This window comes from Rothia similimucilaginosa, assembly GCF_029850875.1.
Taxonomy (GTDB): Bacteria; Actinomycetota; Actinomycetes; order Actinomycetales; family Micrococcaceae; genus Rothia.
In genome coordinates, this window is record NZ_JAOVAM010000004.1 from 124,267 (window position 1) to 143,909 (window position 19,643).

The 19,643-nt window shown below is 55.5% G+C and carries 18 protein-coding genes; 1 reads left to right on the forward strand and 17 read right to left on the reverse strand.

Annotated features, from left to right (window positions below):
* Nucleotides 1-2 precede the first annotated feature (2 nt).
* The 13 genes from rplN to rpsJ all read right to left on the reverse strand — a co-directional run bounded on the left by rplN (nucleotide 3) and on the right by rpsJ (nucleotide 10,270).
* Nucleotides 3-374: a 50S ribosomal protein L14 gene (gene rplN, locus QFX05_RS04425; RefSeq protein WP_005504986.1), complete on the reverse strand. Its 372-nt coding sequence runs from the start codon at nucleotides 372-374 to the stop codon at nucleotides 3-5.
* 1,453 nt (nucleotides 375-1,827) lie between these two features.
* Complete coding sequence (locus tag QFX05_RS04430; RefSeq protein ID WP_279741277.1) at nucleotides 1,828-4,563, reverse strand: LPXTG cell wall anchor domain-containing protein; 2,736 nt, start codon at nucleotides 4,561-4,563, stop codon at nucleotides 1,828-1,830.
* Between the two features lie 473 nt (nucleotides 4,564-5,036).
* Nucleotides 5,037-5,309 carry a 30S ribosomal protein S17 gene (gene rpsQ / locus QFX05_RS04435; RefSeq protein WP_005508401.1) on the reverse strand — a complete coding sequence of 91 codons (273 nt, stop codon included), beginning with the start codon at nucleotides 5,307-5,309 and terminating at the stop codon, nucleotides 5,037-5,039.
* A complete protein-coding gene (gene rpmC / locus QFX05_RS04440; RefSeq protein WP_005504969.1) occupies nucleotides 5,306-5,545 on the reverse strand; it encodes a 50S ribosomal protein L29 in 240 nt (79 codons plus the stop codon). Before rpmC ends, rpsQ begins: the two co-directional genes overlap by 4 nt.
* A 5-nt stretch (nucleotides 5,546-5,550) precedes the next feature.
* Complete coding sequence (gene rplP / locus QFX05_RS04445; RefSeq protein ID WP_044150210.1) at nucleotides 5,551-5,970, reverse strand: 50S ribosomal protein L16; 420 nt, start codon at nucleotides 5,968-5,970, stop codon at nucleotides 5,551-5,553.
* Nucleotides 5,971-6,768 (reverse strand): 30S ribosomal protein S3, encoded by a 798-nt coding sequence (rpsC, locus tag QFX05_RS04450; protein ID WP_005504966.1) that lies wholly within the window; start codon nucleotides 6,766-6,768, stop codon nucleotides 5,971-5,973.
* Nucleotides 6,769-7,134 (reverse strand): 50S ribosomal protein L22, encoded by a 366-nt coding sequence (rplV, locus tag QFX05_RS04455; RefSeq protein WP_279741282.1) that lies wholly within the window; start codon nucleotides 7,132-7,134, stop codon nucleotides 6,769-6,771.
* Between the two features lie 60 nt (nucleotides 7,135-7,194).
* Nucleotides 7,195-7,476 (reverse strand): 30S ribosomal protein S19, encoded by a 282-nt coding sequence (rpsS, locus tag QFX05_RS04460; RefSeq protein WP_004005282.1) that lies wholly within the window; start codon nucleotides 7,474-7,476, stop codon nucleotides 7,195-7,197.
* Between the two features lie 12 nt (nucleotides 7,477-7,488).
* Entirely contained in the window at nucleotides 7,489-8,325 is an 837-nt protein-coding gene (gene rplB, locus QFX05_RS04465; RefSeq protein WP_005504961.1) for a 50S ribosomal protein L2, read from the reverse strand.
* A 40-nt stretch (nucleotides 8,326-8,365) separates the two neighbouring features.
* Entirely contained in the window at nucleotides 8,366-8,668 is a 303-nt protein-coding gene (gene rplW, locus QFX05_RS04470; protein ID WP_279741285.1) for a 50S ribosomal protein L23, read from the reverse strand.
* Nucleotides 8,668-9,285, reverse strand: coding sequence for a 50S ribosomal protein L4 (rplD, locus tag QFX05_RS04475; RefSeq protein WP_005504957.1), 618 nt, complete (start codon nucleotides 9,283-9,285; stop codon nucleotides 8,668-8,670). The genes rplW and rplD overlap by 1 nt, the downstream gene beginning before the upstream one ends.
* A gap of 6 nt (nucleotides 9,286-9,291) precedes the next feature.
* Nucleotides 9,292-9,948, reverse strand: coding sequence for a 50S ribosomal protein L3 (gene rplC / locus QFX05_RS04480; protein ID WP_005504955.1), 657 nt, complete (start codon nucleotides 9,946-9,948; stop codon nucleotides 9,292-9,294).
* A 13-nt stretch (nucleotides 9,949-9,961) separates the two neighbouring features.
* The gene (rpsJ, locus tag QFX05_RS04485; protein WP_004005287.1) at nucleotides 9,962-10,270 is read right to left on the reverse strand and encodes a 30S ribosomal protein S10; all 309 of its coding nucleotides are present in this window, start codon (nucleotides 10,268-10,270) and stop codon (nucleotides 9,962-9,964) included.
* A 490-nt stretch (nucleotides 10,271-10,760) separates the two neighbouring features.
* Here rpsJ and QFX05_RS04490 point away from each other — a divergent pair, with 490 nt between their 5' ends.
* Complete coding sequence (locus tag QFX05_RS04490) at nucleotides 10,761-14,192, forward strand: Fe2+/Zn2+ uptake regulation protein (protein WP_279741287.1); 3,432 nt, start codon at nucleotides 10,761-10,763, stop codon at nucleotides 14,190-14,192.
* 718 nt (nucleotides 14,193-14,910) lie between these two features.
* On the opposite strand, the gene tuf is transcribed toward QFX05_RS04490, so the two are convergent.
* The 4 genes from tuf to rpsL form a co-directional block, all read right to left on the reverse strand.
* The gene (gene tuf / locus QFX05_RS04495; RefSeq protein ID WP_005504946.1) at nucleotides 14,911-16,101 is read right to left on the reverse strand and encodes an elongation factor Tu; all 1,191 of its coding nucleotides are present in this window, start codon (nucleotides 16,099-16,101) and stop codon (nucleotides 14,911-14,913) included.
* Nucleotides 16,102-16,301: 200 nt separating this feature from the next.
* On the reverse strand, nucleotides 16,302-18,416 hold the full coding sequence (gene fusA / locus QFX05_RS04500; RefSeq protein WP_279741289.1) for an elongation factor G: 2,115 nt from the start codon (nucleotides 18,414-18,416) through the stop codon (nucleotides 16,302-16,304).
* A gap of 72 nt (nucleotides 18,417-18,488) precedes the next feature.
* Nucleotides 18,489-18,959 carry a 30S ribosomal protein S7 gene (gene rpsG, locus QFX05_RS04505; RefSeq protein ID WP_005504941.1) on the reverse strand — a complete coding sequence of 157 codons (471 nt, stop codon included), beginning with the start codon at nucleotides 18,957-18,959 and terminating at the stop codon, nucleotides 18,489-18,491.
* Nucleotides 18,959-19,333 (reverse strand): 30S ribosomal protein S12, encoded by a 375-nt coding sequence (rpsL, locus tag QFX05_RS04510; protein WP_005504939.1) that lies wholly within the window; start codon nucleotides 19,331-19,333, stop codon nucleotides 18,959-18,961. Before rpsL ends, rpsG begins: the two co-directional genes overlap by 1 nt.
* Between the last annotated feature and the right edge of the window lie 310 nt (nucleotides 19,334-19,643).

Here is a 19,643-nt window from a genome sequence, read left to right on the forward strand (position 1 = left end):
AATTAGAGCACCTCCGGAGCCAGCGAAACGATCTTCATGAACTTCTTATCTCGAAGCTCACGACCCACGGGGCCGAAGATACGGGTACCACGGGGATCACCATCAGTGTTCTTCAGGATCACTGCGGAGTTCTCGTCGAACTTGATGTAGGAACCGTCGGGACGACGGGTTTCCTTCTTGGTGCGGACGACGACTGCCTTGACAACGTCACCCTTCTTTACGGTACCGCCGGGGATTGCATCCTTGACGGTTGCGACGATGATGTCGCCAATGCCTGCGTAGCGACGCGAGGAACCACCGAGAACACGGATGGTCAGGATTTCCTTCGCACCAGTGTTGTCGGCGACCTTCAGTCGCGACTCCTGCTGAATCATATTTCTCCTGTCGTCTCGCCGGTTCCGACTCGCTTTAGGCGCGAGCCAGCCTTGCGGAACATTTTTACGGGATTGGTTGACGCCCCGGGCCCCATCTCTATGGAAGGGGTTAGCGGAAACGCCTGGGGCAAACCCATGCCAGAAGCATTTGGACCCGCGTGAAGCGGGCGTATCCCACCCGTAAGTAGCGGCATTATGCACTGGCACGAGAAGCCCGTGGTTGTGCAGCTATTTGGATACAGCCACACAGTCTTAACACTGTACAGGAAGCAGGTATGTAGCGCAAGAGTTGATCGACTATGATTTCGGTCTCCTCCACCCTATCTCTGGAGATAGCCGGGTTTATAGAGTAAAACCCCATATCCCACATCACCATCGATTGAGAAGGTCCATTATTTGACACTTAAAGCAGGAGGCCCCTTCGTGTAGTTCCTGACGCATAAGAAACTGAAGGGGCCTCGAGAAATCTATCAAACAATGTGTAAAACAAGGAAGATAGATATTTATATTTTACTACGCTTTACTGTACTTCCACGACAGACTTGCCGCAGCTAGCAAGAGATCACCCCAGTCCTACTCTCCCACCTCACAAGCGCACACACAGCATCAGAGGGAAGGCCGGGACTGTTTTTAGGTATATCGACCGCTCTTCACTCAGTAGCCAGGACACATATACTTCGCGGTACCGTCATGGACAAGAGGCTTCTCCCTACCAATTCTCTTCTAGAGCCTCGCAGTATTCATCAAAGCGCACATCCAGCACGCGGGGAACCTTAATCTGCAGGGTAGTCCTCTGCCTTGTTCATAGCAATGGCGCCATATTTCGCCACCCTTGAACTCCACCAAAGCAGTGCTCTGAAAAAATCTGCTTAAAAATTTAGAAATTAAGGGTCGTTTTTTCAAAAATCAAGTTTTTTGGTAATAAATGTGCTTCAAGGTGCGAAAATCAGCAAGATGTACCATAATAGAAGAGACGCATGCGTCAAATAAGAGGTTCGGTCCTTATCGGACAGATTTCTTGGGTCCCTTTTTCCTCGCTAATCCGTTTGTCTAGGGACCGAACCTCGCTTTGACACAAACCCGCACTTCGGTGCGGGTTTTCTTTATATCTGAGGTACCAGAACCCTACATTTCATCTTTTACGGGCTGTTAACTGGTCAAATATGGACGGGCGAATGCAGAAGGTCCGCCTCGCCCTCCCCTATTTCTCTCATTCCTTCTCTCTCCCCCGTCTCGCTGCTACTTCTGACTCTGGTCTAGGCCTTCCACCTCTATAACAGACATATGGACAAGCTGAAAGGGGCGGTACCCATCGCTTTGATGGGTACCGCCCCTTTCAATGTCTACCGGCAGTTTCAGAGGATAAATCGGGTTCTTAAATATCCTGCAGATCCCGCCCTACCTCTTTAGTTACTACAGAGCGGTAGTATCGTGAGCTACCGTGGGGTACGGACTATGCCTTGCGACGACGTGCTACAAGCACAGTTGCGCCAACGATCAGGGCAAGAACGCCAACTCCAGCTGCAACGACGACGCCCGAAGCACCGGTGTTAGCCAGTGAAGATTTCGAGGGGTTCGAAGAGGTGGAGCCGTTGCTGGAAGAGGTAACATTCTGCGACAAAGAGCCGGAGGTCTTCGGGGCGGTGCTGTCCTTCTTCTGCGCCTCGGACTTCAAAGAATCCGCGGGAGCCTTGGACTGATCATTAGCAGGCTGCTCCTTTGCCTGTTCCTTGGCATCTGCAGGTGCAGACGGAGCATCAGAGGGGTTGGTTACAGGTGCGTTGGCCGACTCGGATGCCTTCGGCTCCGATGCCTCAGGTGCAGGTACCTTATTTTCGGTGCTGAAGGTGTACTCTACAGCAACGCCGCCACGTGCGTTATCGTTCTCTGCCAGGGAACCGGAGAGCAGATAGATAGCAACGCTATCGCCGGTCTTCAGCTCTTCAGACAGGTTAGAGTTCGCTACAGTGGGGCGGTCGATGGTTGCGGTGAAGTTACCGTTTTCATCCGCCTTGATATAAGCCCAGATGCCTGCGCTATTGCCTTCAACACCTTCAAGCTTAGGCTCTTCCTTTGCAGAGATAGCGCCCTTGTTCAGCTTGACAGCGATAATGGAGCCCTTACCATCCCGAGTCTTGAAGCCTTCACCGCGGAAGGTCAGCTTCTGGCCGTCCCAGGTCTTGGGGAAGTAGACCTTTGCGCCATCCTTGTACTCGTGCACAATCTCGTTGGATTCTGCACTTTCGGAGGGTGCCGGGGTACTCGGTTCGGGCTTAGCAGACTCACTCGGAGCCGGAGTAGTCGGCTCAGGCTTAGCAGACTCACTCGGAGCCGGGGTGGGCTCGTTGCTATCAGGCAGACTCAGCTTAGTACCGACGGGGTAAGTGGTAGTCACGCCAGAAGGAGCAGCGGCGACCTGGGTGGTTTCCGCCGGTGCGCAGGTCTCAGTGGTGTCTGCCTTCTTCTCTGCAACAGTTGCGGAGAGCGCTTCACCACCACGTGCGGTATCACCTTCAACCATGGAGCCGGAGAGCAGGAAGACCGATACCTTATCGCCGTTCTTCAGGTTTTCCGTCAGGTTGGAGTTCTCAGTGGTCGGGTACGGCAGTTCAGCAGTAAAGTTACCATTCTCATCTGCCTGGATGTACGCCCAGACACCCGCACTGTTGCCGTCAACGCCGTTGAACTTCGGCTCTTCCTTGGCAGAGATGCGGCCCTTGTTGAGCTTGACTGCAAGTACGGAGCCCTTTGAACCGTCCTGAGTCTTGAAACCTTCACCACGCAGCTTCAGAGTTTCACCGGTGGTCCAGTCCTTCACAGCGTAGAGCTTAGCGCCGTCGGCGTAGGTCTTCACCAGTTCTTCAGAAGAAGTCTGCGCGGTAGGCTTCGCGGTGGTTTCAACGGTGGTGTTGATCTTCACCATAACGCCGGGAACGATCGGGGAATCTGCGTTGTCCTTGCCCTTGGGCTCCGTGCTAGAGGTGCGATATTCGCCGGTGGTCTTATCGATGGTGTAGTCGGTTTCGATAGCGGAAGTGCCTTCGATGCTGCGGGCTACAGCGTATGCGCTGCCATCTGCGGTGACCAGAACATCATTTGCACCGCTAGTTGCGCCGGTAGACACCTGAGAAACAACGGTACCAGTTCGTGCATCAATAACACCGACATTGCCGGTACCGTAATCGGTCACGTACAGCAGGTCACGGGCTTCATCGGAGGCGAGGGCGAGGGCCTGGGTACCGAAAGGAATGGTCTTCTTGTAGGCACCGGTTTCCAGGTCGTAGGCGGTGATACCGGAGTTAGTGCCCTTACGGTCACCCTGGGAGCTGACGTAAATTTCCTTCAGGGACTTGTCTACAGTGACGTCCGATGCGTTCAGAGCAGCTTCAGCATTTTCCTTGTGCAGCTGAATGGTCTTCTCGACCTCGTAGCTCTTGGTGTCAATCACCTTCACGGTGCCGGCGCTCAGGGAGGGCACGTAGAGCTTGCCATCGGCGGAGTCCACGTGCATGTTCATTGCGATGTCCGATTCTCCCTTGGCGTCGGTGAACTCAATCTTCTTGACCAGGGTGTGCGAGGTAGTATCGAAGACGCTAATGCCGCCAGAGCCAGATACAAAGACCTTGCCACTAGAGGGGTCGATGCGTACCTCACGCGGGTGATTGACGTCGCCTTCTGCGCTACTCCAAATAATCTTATTGGTCGCGGGATCGAAGACAGATACCTTGTTGACACGGGTCTGGGTCACCCATACGTATCCGGTTGCTTCGTCGTAGGCAATACCGTAGGGAGATTCGATCTGCTTACCGGTCGGTGCAGTAGCACCACGTCCAATAAAGTCCGCGGTCGGGAACTGGTAGACAGTAGAAAGGCTCGGGGTGGATGCAACGTTCCAGGTGCCGACGCCACCGGTCAGAATCGGCGGGCGTCCGGAAGAGAATGAAGTGTAGAGGGAGGAGGTTGCCGCCGAGTATGCCAGCTGGTACTGGCCGGGCAGACCCTGGTACTGGGTAGCGCTCACTGCAATGTGACGGCATTCCTCAGTAGAAGTCTGGGAGTTTCCGCCGGGAACGGATGCGGAAACGTTTGCCGCAAAGGTAGCGGGAACGGTAGCGAAAGAGCCTGCAACAACGGAAAGTGCGCCTGCAATGGCGAGCAGCTTACGTGAGGGCTTGGGCGAAGAAATCATGCTGATCCTCGATAATATGTAGTGGTACTTCTCCAAAGGTCGTGCAACCTCTGGAAGATGCAAAGCCACCCCACTGATTATTGGGCAAGGTTATGCTAAGCAACTATAAAGTTGATATTAAGTGCCTAGTTAGGTTATTTCAAGTGCTTTTCATCAGGTGTCATAGTTCCTAGACACCTTACTCCCGCATTATTCTTCATTTTTTCATCACAATTCCGTCTCCACATGCGCTTTCTTCTCTAGCAGCGTCTACGCATGGATTGCACCATCAAAACAAGAGAAAAATATTACTCTCTCGTATGACGTATCAAGACATTTATGACAAACATTGTCTTAGCGTCTGTTATTAGCCCATGCCATAGGGCGCGCCCCACCACAGTTCTTCTCGCACGAAGGTTACGAAAAGAACCCCTCTCCTACCTAGGTAGGAGAGGGGTTCTTTTACTGCTCTAACAGAGAATCATGAAAAGGGCTTACTTAGCCTTCTCGATGATCTCCACGATACGCCAGCGCTTGGAAGCGGACAGCGGACGGGTCTCTGCAATCAGAACGAGGTCACCGATGCCAGCAGCGTTCTGCTCATCGTGTGCCTTGATCTTGGAGCTACGGCGAACGACCTTACCGTACAGTGCGTGCTTCACGTGATCCTCGACCTCGACGACAACGGTCTTGTCCATCTTGTCGGAGACAACGTAGCCGCGGCGGGTCTTGCGGTAGCCGCGCTCTTCGTTCTTTACTTCACTCACTTGGACTCACCTTCAGTTGCGGGACGAATACCGAGCTCGCGCTCACGCAGCACGGTGTAGATACGTGCGATGTCGCGCTTGATAGTGCGGCGACGACCTGCGTTAGCCTGACCGGTGACTTCCTGGAAGCGGATGTTGAAGAGTTCCTTCTTCGCTTCGCTCAGCTTTGCAGCCAGCTCTTCGTTGGAGAGCTCTGCGAGCTTATCGATGCTCAGGTCCTTGGATCCTACTGCCATCTCGCTTATTCACCACCTTCGCGGCGACGCACAACACGTGCCTTCATCGGGAGCTTGTGGATTGCAAGGCGCATTGCCTCGCGAGCCACTTCTTCGGACACACCGGAGAGTTCAAACATGACTCGACCCGGCTTGACATTTGCGACCCACCACTCGGGCGAACCCTTACCGGAACCCATACGGGTTTCAGCGGGCTTCTTGGTCAGCGGACGGTCGGGATAAATGTTGATCCAAACCTTACCGCCACGCTTAATGTGACGGGTCATTGCAATACGTGCAGCCTCAATCTGGCGGTTGGTCACGTATGCGGGCGACAGGGCCTGAATGCCCCACTCACCGAAGCTAACCTCGGTGCCGCCCTTTGCGAGACCATTACGCTTGGGGTGGTGCTGCTTGCGGTACTTTACTCGACGGGGAATAAGCATTTATGCCTCACCGTTCTCTGCAGTCTTGGCCTCGACCTTTGCCGAAGCGTTCTCGTTGCGGCGCTCGCGACGAGGACCACGGTTGCCCTGGCGGCGGCGGTCACCATCGCGGCGGTTGCCACGGCGGTTGTTTGCTGCCTGCTGAGCTGCCAGCTCCTTGTCGGTCAGGTCGCCCTTGTAGATCCAGACCTTCACGCCGATGCGACCGAAGGTGGTCTTAGCCTCGAAGAAGCCGTAGTCGATGTTCGCACGCAGGGTGTGCAGGGGCACACGGCCTTCGCGGTAGAACTCGGAACGGGACATTTCAGCGCCACCCAGACGGCCGGAGCACTGGATACGGATACCCTTTGCACCTGCACGCTGTGCGGACTGGATTGCCTTCTTCATGGCACGGCGGAATGCAACACGCGATGCGAGCTGCTCTGCGATGCTCTGTGCAACCAGCTGAGCGGAGAGGTCGGGGTTAGCAACCTCGAGGATGTTCAGCTGAATCTGCTTGTTGGTGAGCTTCTCGAGCTCGCCGCGGATGCGGTCTGCTTCTGCGCCACGTCGGCCAATCACGATACCGGGACGAGCGGTGTGGATGTCCACACGCACGCGGTCACGGGTGCGCTCGATCTCGACCTTTGCAACGCCTGCGCGATCCAGGTTCTTTGCCAGCAGCTCGCGGATCTTTACGTCCTCGCGGACGAAGTCAGCGTAACGCTCGCCGGGCTTATTGGAATCAGCGAACCACTTGGAGACGTGGTCAGTGGTGATGCCCAGTCGGAAACCGTTCGGGTGAATTTTCTGACCCATTTAGCGGCCCTCCTCCTTCTCCGGGGTAGCAACTACCACGGTGATGTGGCTGGTGCGCTTGTTGATTCGGTATGCGCGACCCTGAGCGCGGGGCTGAATGCGCTTCATGGTCGGGCCCTCGTTCACGAATGCTTCGCTGATGAACAGCTCTTCCTCGCGGAAGGGCAGACCCTGCTGGGTTGCCTTCTGACGAGCGTTAGCTACTGCCGAAGCAACGATCTTGTATACCGGCTCCGAAGCTGCCTGGGGGGCGAACTTCAGAATCGCCAGAGCCTCTTCCGCCTGCTTACCACGGATCAGGTTGACGACACGGCGGGCCTTCATAGGCGTAACGCGAACGAAACGCGCTGATGCCTTGGCTTCCATTGCCTATCTCTCTTTCGTCTATTGCCGAAAGGGAAACGTTAGCTTATCGGTGTGAACCGATTAGCGACGCTTGCCCTTACGGTCGTCCTTCACGTGGCTGCGGAAAGTGCGGGTCGGAGCAAACTCACCGAGCTTGTGACCAACCATCGACTCGGTGATGAACACCGGCACGTGCTTGCGACCGTCGTACACTGCGATGGTGTGACCGAGCATGTCGGGGATAATCATCGAGCGACGCGACCAAGTCTTGATTACGTTCTTGGTGCCCTTCTCGTTCTGAGCTGCAACCTTCAGGTAGAGGTGCTGATCAACGAAAGGGCCCTTCTTCAAACTACGAGGCATGTTTCAGGCTCCTTAGCGCTTCTTGCCAGTACGACGGCGACGAACGATGAGCTTGTCGCTTTCCTTGTTGGGACGGCGGGTACGACCCTCGGGCTTACCGTTGGGGTTAACGGGGTGACGACCACCGGAGGTCTTACCCTCACCACCACCGTGCGGGTGGTCAACCGGGTTCATGACCACACCACGGACGGTCGGGCGGATGCCCTTCCAGCGGTTACGGCCTGCCTTACCCCAGTTGATGTTGGACTGCTCAGCGTTGCCAACTTCACCAACGGTTGCGCGGCAACGAACATCCACGTTGCGGATTTCGCCGGAGGGCAGACGGAGCTGACCGTACTTGCCTTCCTTAGCAACCAGCTGTACAGAAGCACCTGCGGAACGAGCCAGCTTTGCGCCGCCACCGGGACGGAGCTCGACACAGTGAATCACGGTACCAACGGGGATGTTGCGCAGGGGCAGGTTGTTACCGGGCTTGATGTCAGCTGCGGGGCCGGACTCGACGATGTCGCCCTGAGCGAGCTTGTTCGGAGCGATGATGTAGCGCTTGGAACCATCGAAGTAGTGCAGCAGCGCGATGCGAGCGGTACGGTTGGGATCGTACTCGATGTGTGCAACGCGTGCGTTAACGCCGTCCTTGTCGTGACGACGGAAGTCGATGAGACGGTACTGGCGCTTGTGGCCGCCACCCTTGTGACGGGTGGTGATGCGGCCGGTGTTGTTACGGCCGCCGGTCTTGTGAAGCGGACGAAGCAGGGACTTTTCCGGGGTGGAGCGGGTGATCTCGGAGAAATCAGCAACGCTCGAACCGCGGCGACCCGGGGTCGTCGGCTTGTACTTACGAATACCCATTTAGATATTTCTTCCTTCGTTAAAGTGGTCTCCGCGGGACTTATGCCTGCGGACCGCCGAAGATGTCGATGGTGCCTTCCTTGAGGGTCACAATCGCACGCTTGGTGTTCTTGCGAGCGCCCCAACCGAAACGGGTGCGCTTGCGCTTGCCCTGACGGTTGATGGTGTTGACGGAAGCAACCTTGACGTCAAAGATCTTCTCGATGGCCTGCTTGATTTCCAGCTTGTTGGAATCGGTTGCGACCTCGAAGGTGTACTTACCTTCGTCGAGCTGACCGTAGCTCTTCTCGGAAACGACGGGAGCGAGGATCACGTCGTATACAGACTTGGTGGAAACGCTCATTACTTAGCGCCCTCCTTCTTCTGAGCTGCAGCAACGAATGCGTCGAATGCTGCCTTGGTGAAGACCACGTCGTCCGAAACCAGCACATCGTAGGTGTTGAGCTGATCTGCGTACAGAACGTGGACGTTCTCCAGGTTACGTGCGGACAGAGCCACAACGTCCTCTGCACGAGCAATCACAAGAAGGATGTTCTTGCGCTCGGTGATAGCTGCGAATGCAGCCTTTGCAGCCTTGGTCGAGGGGGTTTCACCGGAGATGAAGTTCTCGACAACGTGGACGCGGTCGTGACGAGCGCGATCGGAGAGAGCACCGCGCAGTGCAGCGGCAATCATCTTCTTGGGGGTGCGCTGTGCGTAGTTACGCGGGGTCGGACCGTGAACAACGCCACCGCCGGTCATGTGCGGTGCGCGGATGGAGCCCTGACGTGCGTTACCGGTACCCTTCTGCTTGAAGGGCTTACGGCCTGCACCGGAAACCTCGCCGCGGTTCTTGGTCTTGTGGGTGCCCTGGCGTGCAGCAGCGAGCTGTGCAACGACAACCTGGTGCAGCAGGGGCACGGATGCCTGCGCGTCGAAAATCTCTGCGGGCAGGTCTACCTTAAGGGTCTTAACAGCCATGATGTATTAGGCTCCCTTCACAGCGGTACGAACCAGAACAACGCCGCCCTTGGGACCGGGGATTGCGCCCTTGATCAGCAGGACATTGTTCTCTGCGTCCACACCCTGGATAGTCAGGTTCAAGGTAGTGTGACGTGCTGCGCCCATACGGCCAGCCATGCGCATACCCTTGAACACGCGTGCGGGGTAGGATGCGCCACCGATGGAACCGGGCTTACGGTGGTTCTTGTGCTGACCGTGAGACGCGCCAACACCCTTGAAGCCGTGACGCTTCATAACACCTGCGAAGCCCTTACCCTTGGTCTTACCAACGACGTCGACCTTCTGGCCTGCTTCGAAGAGCTCAACGGTCAGTTCCTGACCGAGGGAATACTCAGAAGCATCTGCGGTACGCAGCTCGACGATGTGGCGACGGGGGGTAACACCGGCCTTCTCGAAGTGACCAGCCAGGGGCTTGGTAACCTTGCGAGAGTCGATTGCACCGAAACCAATCTGAACAGCTTCGTAGCCGTCAGTTTCCTGGTTACGGATCTGGGTAACAACGTTAGAATCAGCCTTAACGACGGTGACGGGCACAAACTTGCCGTCCTCGTCCCAGACCTGGGTCATGCCGAGCTTGGTGCCCAACAGGCCCTTCACCTGGCGCTCGAATTTATTAGTCATTAGATGCGATCCTCTACAGCTTGATCTCGATGTTTACGTCTGCCGGCAGGTCGAGACGCATGAGGGCATCAACAGCCTTGGGGGTCGGATCAACAACGTCGATCAGACGCTTGTGCGTACGCATCTCGAAGTGCTCGCGGCTGTCCTTGTACTTGTGGGGAGAACGGATAACACAGTAAACGTTCTTCTCGGTCGGCAGCGGCACGGGGCCAACTACAGTTGCGCCTGCGCCCTTTACCGTTTCGACGATTTTCCGTGCCGAAGAATCGATGACCTCGTGGTCATAGGACTTCAGACGGATGCGGATTTTCTGTCCCGCCATCTGTCGGACTCTCTTTCTTGATGTATTCCCTGTATCGGAGCTTTTGCCCCTTTGTTATAGCGCTTAAGGAACGCGATATATTCATCACGTGCGCCACTCAGAACGGACTGAATCCGGCTTTGCCGGGTTCCTCACCCCGCCTGAGTACCGACCCCCGAACTCGGGCGTGTCGCCTATTTTCTAGACAGACTCATCCCGTCATCCTTCGGACCGGGTCATACGTGGGCCTACCTTTAGTGCAGGTAGACGCTTTGACAACGTCGTCAATTCTCTCAGAGATAGAGCGCTTGCGCAATACAAACACGAGTTAAGTGCTTAAGAACACTTAACTATCTCTATCAGCCGGGGGGGTGCCCCCCCCCCGATGTAGCTCTCAGGGAGCTTTCAATCTATTTTCAGTAAGTTCCATGCGCTTTATTGCCCGCAATAAAGGTTTTAGTGCTGAAAGCTCTCGTATTGTAGAAGTATCACTACAGCCTAAGGAGAAACTATGTCTCAGCCGACACAACCTCATCAGGCGCCCTCTAGCTCTCACTCATCAACCCAGAGCCCTCAGCATGTTCAGCAACCGGCTCTTGGTACGCATACTCCCTCTACGGTAGCGGGCGTATATTCTCAGCCTCCTGTACAACGACGCCGAGTCAATGAAGACATCTTCCTCAATATTGTTCTGTACATTGGCTCGCTCTTGCTTATAGGTGCCGCTGGTCTTTTCGTCACCTCGGTTACCTCTTCTAAGGATGAGACTGCTATTTTCCGCGTCGTCGCATTGGGTCTCGGAGCCGTCCTCTTCTATTCTGCCGGTCTGCTCACCTACCGTTTCGTTGAGCGTTTACGTATCGCCTCCTACTCTTTTGCAGCGACCGGTCTGGCGTTTATCCCTCTGACCGGTATCGCCGTCTATGTCCTTGAGATTTGGACAGAGGGACGTTACATCTGGTTTCTCACCTCCCTAGTTGGCACAGCCGCCATTGTGGGAGCCTGTACTCTCATGCGCAACCGCGTGATGGCGTACCTGCTGATTTCGTTTATCGTTTCGGACTCTCTGTCAGCAACAAAAGTCGCCTACCTGCCTTTTGTCTGGTATTTCGTCTCGTTGACCGTTGTTGCCACCGTACTGGGACTGATTTTGCACTTTGCGCCGAACGCTGCGCCGAAGGGCATCCGCGAAGGTCTCGTTGATTCTTCTCGTATTTTCGTTCCGGCTACGGCCATCGCTATTTTCTTCTTCACTAACGATCTGAGCTACACGGACGCGGGTATTGCTTTTGCGCTTATGTCTGTGCACGCCATTCTGTTCACCTGGCTGAACGGTACAGCGGATAACTACGCTCAGGCTCGTATCTACCCCATTGCTTCAGTCCTGTGCTTCGTTCTGGATTTGAATCACGGCCCATGGTTCCCGAGTATTTTCTTTGTTTCAGTTCTGCTTGTGAACATAATTTCCGTATACGCTTTTGTCCCGCGTTTGCAGCAGAACATTGGTGAGATGGTTGACTCTCACGAGTATTATGTCGCTCCGAATCAGCAGATGCCCCCTATTCCCTGGGCTCAGGATGCTCTTCAGCCTCGTACTGGCAAGAAGGCATGGCTACCTGCCGTTGACGCGTGCATCGGTGTTTTCTTCTCCTTCTTGACGGTCCTGGATGCATTCTACGCAACTTATGCGACTCACAGCTCGGCACATGTAACACGCTGGAGCACTTTCCTTCCCTATGCAGAAGGCCAGCAGGGGCTCTTCCCCGCTCCCTGGGTTATTGGCGTCCTGTGCATTGTGAGTTTCTTGCTCTACCGCAAGGCAGTTCAGCCTCTGGTGCTCATGATTTTTGCGGCAGTCATTCCTGTGATTGCCATGTATCTCTCCCCCAATAGTCAGGGCACCTTCTATCTCTTCTTTGCCGCTGCTATTGTTATCTACCTGCTCAGTGCTAAAGCCCCTGAGATGCGAACTGCTGGAGCTGTGCTCAGCAATATTGGTTATGCCATCGGCATGATTCAGCTCTTCCTTGCTCTCATTCCCGAGATGCAAACTTCTGAATCGCCTCTGATGTTTGCTATGGTCTGCTCAGCTATCGCGCTACTGACCTTTGCGTTCTCTCAGAATAGGGCAGCGCAGAATGCGAGCTACCGACTCAATGAGATGGCGGCATACCTCATCTTGGGCGTCTTCGCGTTGTTTGCAGGATATAGCATCAGCATTATTGACGGTGCCGTACATGACCGCTTCCGGATCATTTTCTCCCTGTTCGCTGGAGCCGTTCTTTTCGTCAGCACTCTGAGCGCTCTTCTGCTGGGTCGGGCCCTGCAACTTCCGGATATTGTTGGTTCTGTCCGCTCCACCGTGGTCAGCGCCGTGCGTATCGCGCTCTACACAGCCCTCGCCATCGCTATGATTGGCTCTCGACACTATCTGCTCTTCGGTCCGCAGAAAGAATATGTTGCAGTAGCTTTGCCTGCCGTTCTGACGGTCATTTACGTGGCACTTGGCCTTTTCATTGCTGCAGGTTCTTCGGTCCGTTCCGAGCTACTCACTATTGCTCGTTTCCCCATCTGCTGGTCTGTTGTTCTGCTCGCCATCAGCGGCAACGTGAAGGATTCTGTAGTCAACTTCCTGTTCATTGTTCTGCTGGTTGGTCAAGCTCTGTGTAGCGTACTGCTCTACGCACGTTCCAAGCGAATCTACGAGGCGTACGCAGCAGCGAGCTTCTTCACCCTTGGCGCTGTACTGAGCGCAGTCCACACTATGGCAGATATTGATCAGCTTCTGCTTTCAGTAGCTACTCCGGCTCTCCTGATTGTTCTCTGGGCGGTGGCAATCTTCTTCAAGGCGCCTTACATGCAGATTGGCGCTTCCATCAGCGTTACCATTTTCTGCATTGGCTCCCTGTGGAATCTCTTCCACGCTAAGAAGAGCATCATGGAAGTCACTCTTCTGGGGTACTACACGCTCTTTGCCGTTATTATCCTTTTCGTTCTGAAGGTGATGCTCCCGGTCGAGGTCTCTGGTGCAAAGGCTACTATTCGCCCGTACATCTCTGTCCCGGCCGGTAATAGGACGCTTAAGCTGCCGATGCACGGTCCGCTCGGTTCGCCCTATCCGCGTTTTACGCCGCGCCGCTCCCTGGCCCAAGCGATCTACGCTCCGGTCAATACGTTGCTGATGATTCCGGCGCTGTGCGTGTTGGGATTCATGACGTTCTTCGGCTTGATTTTCGATTACGAGCAGGTGGAGCTCAACGCCCTTCTTTGGGGTTTGTTTGCTCTATCCTTCGTATCGGTCTCTAAGCCTAAGAGTCTGCCAGCTATTGGCACTGTTGCGTTCAGCCTTTTCATTGCCCGTCTGGTCCTTGATTACTTAGACTACAACCCGCTGAGTGTGATTCTTGAGGTTATTCTTCTGGCGCTCCTGGCGTTCACCGCTGCGAAGGTCCTCAGCAACCTCATTGTAAAGAAGCCGTTGGATACGCAGGTATCGGACGCTCCCTTGTACTGGGCTTTGGGTCTGCAGGTATTCCTCACCCTGGTAACGTGGGCAGTTCCTGCTGACGGTCCGGATATCGTGGTCCTGGTACTCGGTATCGCGTTGACTCTTCTGAGCGCTCTGCTGCTCGACCGAGTCTGGACCTATATTGCGGCCGCCCTGGTCACCCTCGACCTAGCGATTTTGCTCACCGGTCTGAACCCGCTCACCCTGTTCATCATCTCTATTCTGCTCATCGCAGGCGTTATCTGGCGTCTGCTGGCTCGACAGAATAAGCAGGATGCTGTCGCATCCCAGCAAGGTCCCGCTCAGGTTGTTGGCTACCCCCAGGAGCCCCAGACTGAAGGTACCTACCCTCAGAACCAGGTGGCTAACGCTCAGGTGCAGCAACGCCAGGTTTCTCCGCAGGGCTACCAGCCTCGTGACGAAGAAAATATCTAGCCTGCTGCAGATATAGGCTATGCTACTGCAGCATTCTGTAGTAGGACTACCTATGTCCCTTCCGAGGGGGCAGTCATTCGAATTGCGGTTCCCAGCCTTCGGGCTGGGAACCGTTTTTCTTTACTCTCAAGCAACCAGCTTTAGTTTTTCTCCGCACCAAGAAATAAGCTTTTGTTCTTCGCTCCTCAGATCCTCTATCTTCACCCTCTCCGTTTGTGCTCGGCAAGAGCGCTTGCATGGTTCCTGAGTGTCACTTATAGGGGGATAGTATTCTTTGCGCGTAGGGCCCTGTGAGGCTTCGCAGTAGGAGGAAAATAAGAAGATTCGGTACGGCTTGTAACTGCAGCCTCGGCGTCGGAGCCAGGGCTGTAGGAGGCCTTTGGTAAGTCCTTAAGAAGAAATATCAGCCGTACAGCATAGATGGCTCTCGCAACCCTTAGCTTTGGCGTTTTCTACCATGGCATTCGGTTTTATTCTCTAGCTCCTCTCAGAGGTTTCTCAGCGGATCCCAGTGGCTTTTAGCGGCCGCTATAAGCCCATAACCGCTGTCGTGTATGGGTTCCACCGCTAAAAATCAGACGGCGCTTCGGCCTCCTTAGTTCTTCAAAAGGGCATAACAAAAGGACCCCCGCAGATGCGGGGGTCCTTGAGTATCGCTACCTGATGGAGAGTTTCCGCTCCGGCAGATCTTTAGCGAATTGTCGTAAATTTACGGCAATTACTTGATGATCTTGGTAACACGACCCGAACCAACGGTGCGGCCACCCTCACGGATAGCGAAGCCGAGGCCCTCTTCCATTGCGATTTCCTGGATCAGGGTAACGGTCATCTCGGTGTTGTCACCGGGCATAACCATCTCGGTGCCCTCGGGGAGGGTGATAACGCCGGTCACGTCAGTGGTACGGAAGTAGAACTGAGGACGGTAGTTGGAGTAGAAGGGGTTGTGACGGCCACCCTCATCCTTGGAGAGGATGTAGACGTTTGCCTCGAACTCGGTGTGGGGGGTGATGGAGCCCGGCTCCACGACAACCTGACCACGCTCAACATCGTCACGCTTCAGACCGCGCAGCAGCAGACCACAGTTCTCGCCTGCCCATGCTTCGTCGAGCTGCTTGTGGAACATCTCGATACCGGTAACGGTGGTCTTCTGGATCGGGCGGATACCGACAATCTCGACCTCGGAGTTGATCTTCAGGGTACCGCGCTCTGCACGACCGGTAACAACGGTGCCACGACCGGTAATGGTGAAGACGTCCTCGATGGGCATGAGGAAGGGCTTGTCCTTCTCACGAACGGGGTCCGGAATGTAGGTGTCGACTGCGTCCATGAGTTCCTCGACCTTAGCAACCCACTCGGGATCGCCTTCGAGAGCCTTCAGTGCGGAAACGCGAACAACGGGAGCATTGTCGCCGTCGAACTCCTGCGAGGAGAGGAGGTCACGGACCTCCATCTCGACGAGGTCGAGGAGCTCTTCGTCGTCAACCATGTCTGCCTTGTTCAGTGCAACCAGCAGGGTGGGGACGCCAACCTGGCGAGCGAGCAGAACGTGCTCGCGGGTCTGTGCCATGGGGCCGTCGGTAGCTGCAACCACGAGGATTGCGCCGTCCATCTGAGCCGCACCGGTGATCATGTTCTTGACGTAGTCAGCGTGGCCGGGAGCGTCAACGTGTGCGTAGTGGCGCTTCTCGGTCTGGTACTCGATGTGAGCAATGTTAATGGTAATACCGCGCTGGCGCTCCTCGGGAGCGGAGTCGATCATACCGAAGTCGCGCTTCTCGTTCAGGTCCGGGTACTTGTCAGCCAGAACCTTGGAGATTGCTGCGGTCAGGGTGGTCTTACCGTGGTCAACGTGACCAATGGTACCGACGTTAACGTGAGGCTTGGAGCGCTCGAACTTAGCCTTAGCCAAGAGTGTTCCTCCTAGAACGATTGAAAACATGCACGCGGATCTTCGCTCCGGCGCATCCCGTTATAAAACGGTCTAGCGTCTACAATAGCGGATTACGCCGCAGAGATGAAACTGTTCATGCTCTCAATAATGGATTTAATTGAAAATTTTGGTGTGGGCCACAGGTTTTTAGCCCGTGGCCCACGGATAAGACGCGGAAATTACTCGCCGCGGCTCTTCTGAATGATCTCGTCAGCGACGTTCTTGGGAACCTCGCCATAGCTATCGAATGCCATCGAGAACACTGCACGACCCTGGGTCTTGCCGCGCAGGTCGCCAATGTAACCGAACATTTCGGTCAGGGGCACAATAGCCTTGATAATCTTAACGCCGGATGCGTCCTCCATAGAACGAACCTGGCCACGGCGGGAGTTCAGGTCGCCGATAACGTCGCCCATGTACTCCTCGGGGGTACGAACCTCAACGTCCATCAGCGGCTCGAGCAGGACCGGGTTAGCGCGCTTAGCGCCTTCCTTGAAGACCATCGAACCAGCGATCTTGAACGCCATTTCGGAGGAGTCGACGTCGTGGTACGCACCATCGATCAGGGTTGCCTTCACGCCTACCATCGGGTAGCCAGCGAGGACACCGAACTTCATAGCGTCCTGGATACCAGCGTCGACCGAAGGGATGTACTCGCGAGGAACGCGGCCACCGGTGACCTTGTCCTCGAACAGATACAGCTCTTCGCCATCCAGGGGCAGGGGCTCGAAGGAGACCTGCACCTTTGCGAACTGACCGGAACCGCCAGTCTGCTTCTTGTGGGTGTAGTCGACCTTCTCGACTGCCTTCTTGATGGTCTCGCGGTAAGCAACCTGAGGCTTACCAACGTTAGCCTCAACCTTGAACTCACGCTTCATACGGTCAACGATGATGTCCAGGTGCAGCTCACCCATACCACCAATTTCGGTCTGACCGGTTTCTTCGTTCAGCGAAACGGTGAAGGTGGGGTCCTCAGCGGAAAGCTTCTGGATAGCGGTGGACATCTTCTCCTGGTCACCCTTGGTCTTGGGCTCAATAGCCACGAAGATCACAGGATCGGGGAAGGTCATCGACTCAAGAACAATCGGGTGTGCGGGGTCGCACAGGGTGTCACCAGTAGTGGTGTCCTTCAGACCAATCGCAGCGTAAATGTGACCTGCGGTGATCTCTTCAACAGGGTTCTCCTTGTTGGAGTGCATCTGGAAGAGCTTACCGATGCGCTCCTTCTTACCCTTGGTGGAGTTCAGGACCTGCTGGCCCTGAGCTGCAACACCGGAGTAAACGCGGGTATAGGTTAGCTGACCGTAGAACGGGTGAGCTGCAACCTTGAACGCCAGCGCTGCGAAGGGCTCATCAGCAGATGCCTTACGGGTCAGCTTCTCTTCCTCGTTGGAGGGGTTGGAGCCGACAACGTCCGGAACGTCCAGCGGGGAGGGCAGGTACTCGATCACAGCGTCCAGCATGGGCTGAACACCGCGGTTCTTGAATGCAGAACCGCAGAGAACGGGGAATGCCTCGCCGGCGATAACCAGCTGACGGATACCCGACTTAATCTCGGGGATGGTCAGCTCGCCCTCTTCGAGGTACTTCTCCATGAGCTCTTCGCTGGACTCAGCAACAGCCTCAACCAGCTCAGCTCGGTACTGCTCAGCCTTCTCAACCAGGTCAGCAGGAATGTCCTGAACCTCGTAGGAGGAGCCCATGGTCACGTCGCCCTTGGCGTCGCCGGGCCAGACGTATGCCTTCATTTCGAGCAGGTCGACAACACCAAGGAAGTCGCTCTCAGCACCGATGGGGAGCTGAATAACCAGCGGGCGTGCGCCCAGGCGATCGATGATGGTCTGAACGGTGAAGTAGAAGTCAGCACCCATCTTGTCCATCTTGTTGACGAAGCAGATACGGGGGACATCGTACTTGTCAGCCTGGCGCCAAACGGTCTCAGACTGGGGCTCAACACCTTCCTTGCCGTCGAACACAGCAACTGCGCCGTCGAGGACGCGCAGGGAGCGCTCAACCTCAACGGTGAAGTCGACGTGACCGGGGGTGTCGATAATGTTGATCTGGTTGTCCTTCCAGAAGCAGGTGGTTGCTGCGGAGGTAATGGTAATACCTCGCTCCTGCTCCTGAGCCATCCAGTCCATAGTGGAAGCGCCGTCGTGGGTCTCACCGATCTTGTGGTTAATACCGGTGTAGAACAGAATGCGCTCAGTGGTGGTGGTCTTACCGGCGTCGATGTGCGCCATAATACCGATGTTGCGGACCTTGTTAAGGTCGGTGAACACGTCAAGTGCCACGTTATTCTCCCTAAATGAGATACTCCGAAAGCCTGCCGACTCGAATTGACTCGGCAGGCTCTAAACGGAGAATTACCAGCGGTAGTGTGCGAAGGCCTTGTTGGACTCGGCCATCTTGTGAGTGTCCTCGCGACGCTTCACAGCGGCACCAAGACCATTGGATGCATCCAGGATCTCGTTCATCAGACGCTCAGTCATGGTCTTCTCGCGGCGCTGCTTGGAGAAGCCAACGAGCCAGCGAAGAGCCAGAGCGGTGGAACGGCCGGGGCGAACCTCAACCGGAACCTGGTAGGTTGCACCGCCGACGCGGCGGGAGCGAACCTCGAGAGAAGGCTTGATGTTGTCCATAGCCTTCTTCAGAGTTGCGACCGGGTCAGAACCGGTCTTCTTCTCGACGCCCTCGAGGGCACCGTAGACGATGCGCTCTGCGACGGACTTCTTGCCGTCCAGCAGAACCTTGTTGATCAGCTGGGTGACCAGAGCAGAACCGTAAACAGGATCGTTTACGAGGGGACGCTTGGGAGCGGGACCCTTACGAGGCATTACTTCTTCTCCTTCTTAGCGCCGTAGCGGGAGCGAGCCTGGCCGCGACCCTTAACACCCTGGGTATCCAGAGCGCCACGAACGATCTTGTAGCGAACACCGGGGAGGTCCTTCACACGACCACCGCGAACGAGCACAATCGAGTGCTCCTGCAGGTTGTGACCCTCACCGGGAATGTATGCGGTAACCTCGACGCCGCCGTTGAGCTTGACACGAGCGACCTTACGCAGTGCCGAGTTCGGCTTCTTCGGGGTGGTGGTGTACACACGGGTGCACACGCCACGCTTCATGGGGTTGCCCTTCAGTGCGGGCGCCTTGGTCTTAACGACCTTGGGAGTCCGGCCCTTACGGACCAGCTGCTGAATAGTAGGCACGTTTTCTCCGTTGCTTGATCGGGTTCCTCGTTAGAAAATCCCGTATAAACTTACTGGCCCCCATCACGTTGGATGGGTGCTCTCGGTTATCAGAAACGCTCGGATGCATATCCGGTTGGTTTCTATAGGTTCCTCGACATCTCGGCGAGTTCTCAGGGCTAAAATTCCCCACCTTCAGAGGTGAAAAAGTTTTTGGGCACGCTTAAAAATGGCATTTAGGTGTCAGCAAAAAGCAACACCAAAGGACGGTATCCATACTGCCATTGATTCATCATGCCCGTACCCTCGGGAAATATCCCGCGTAAACCCA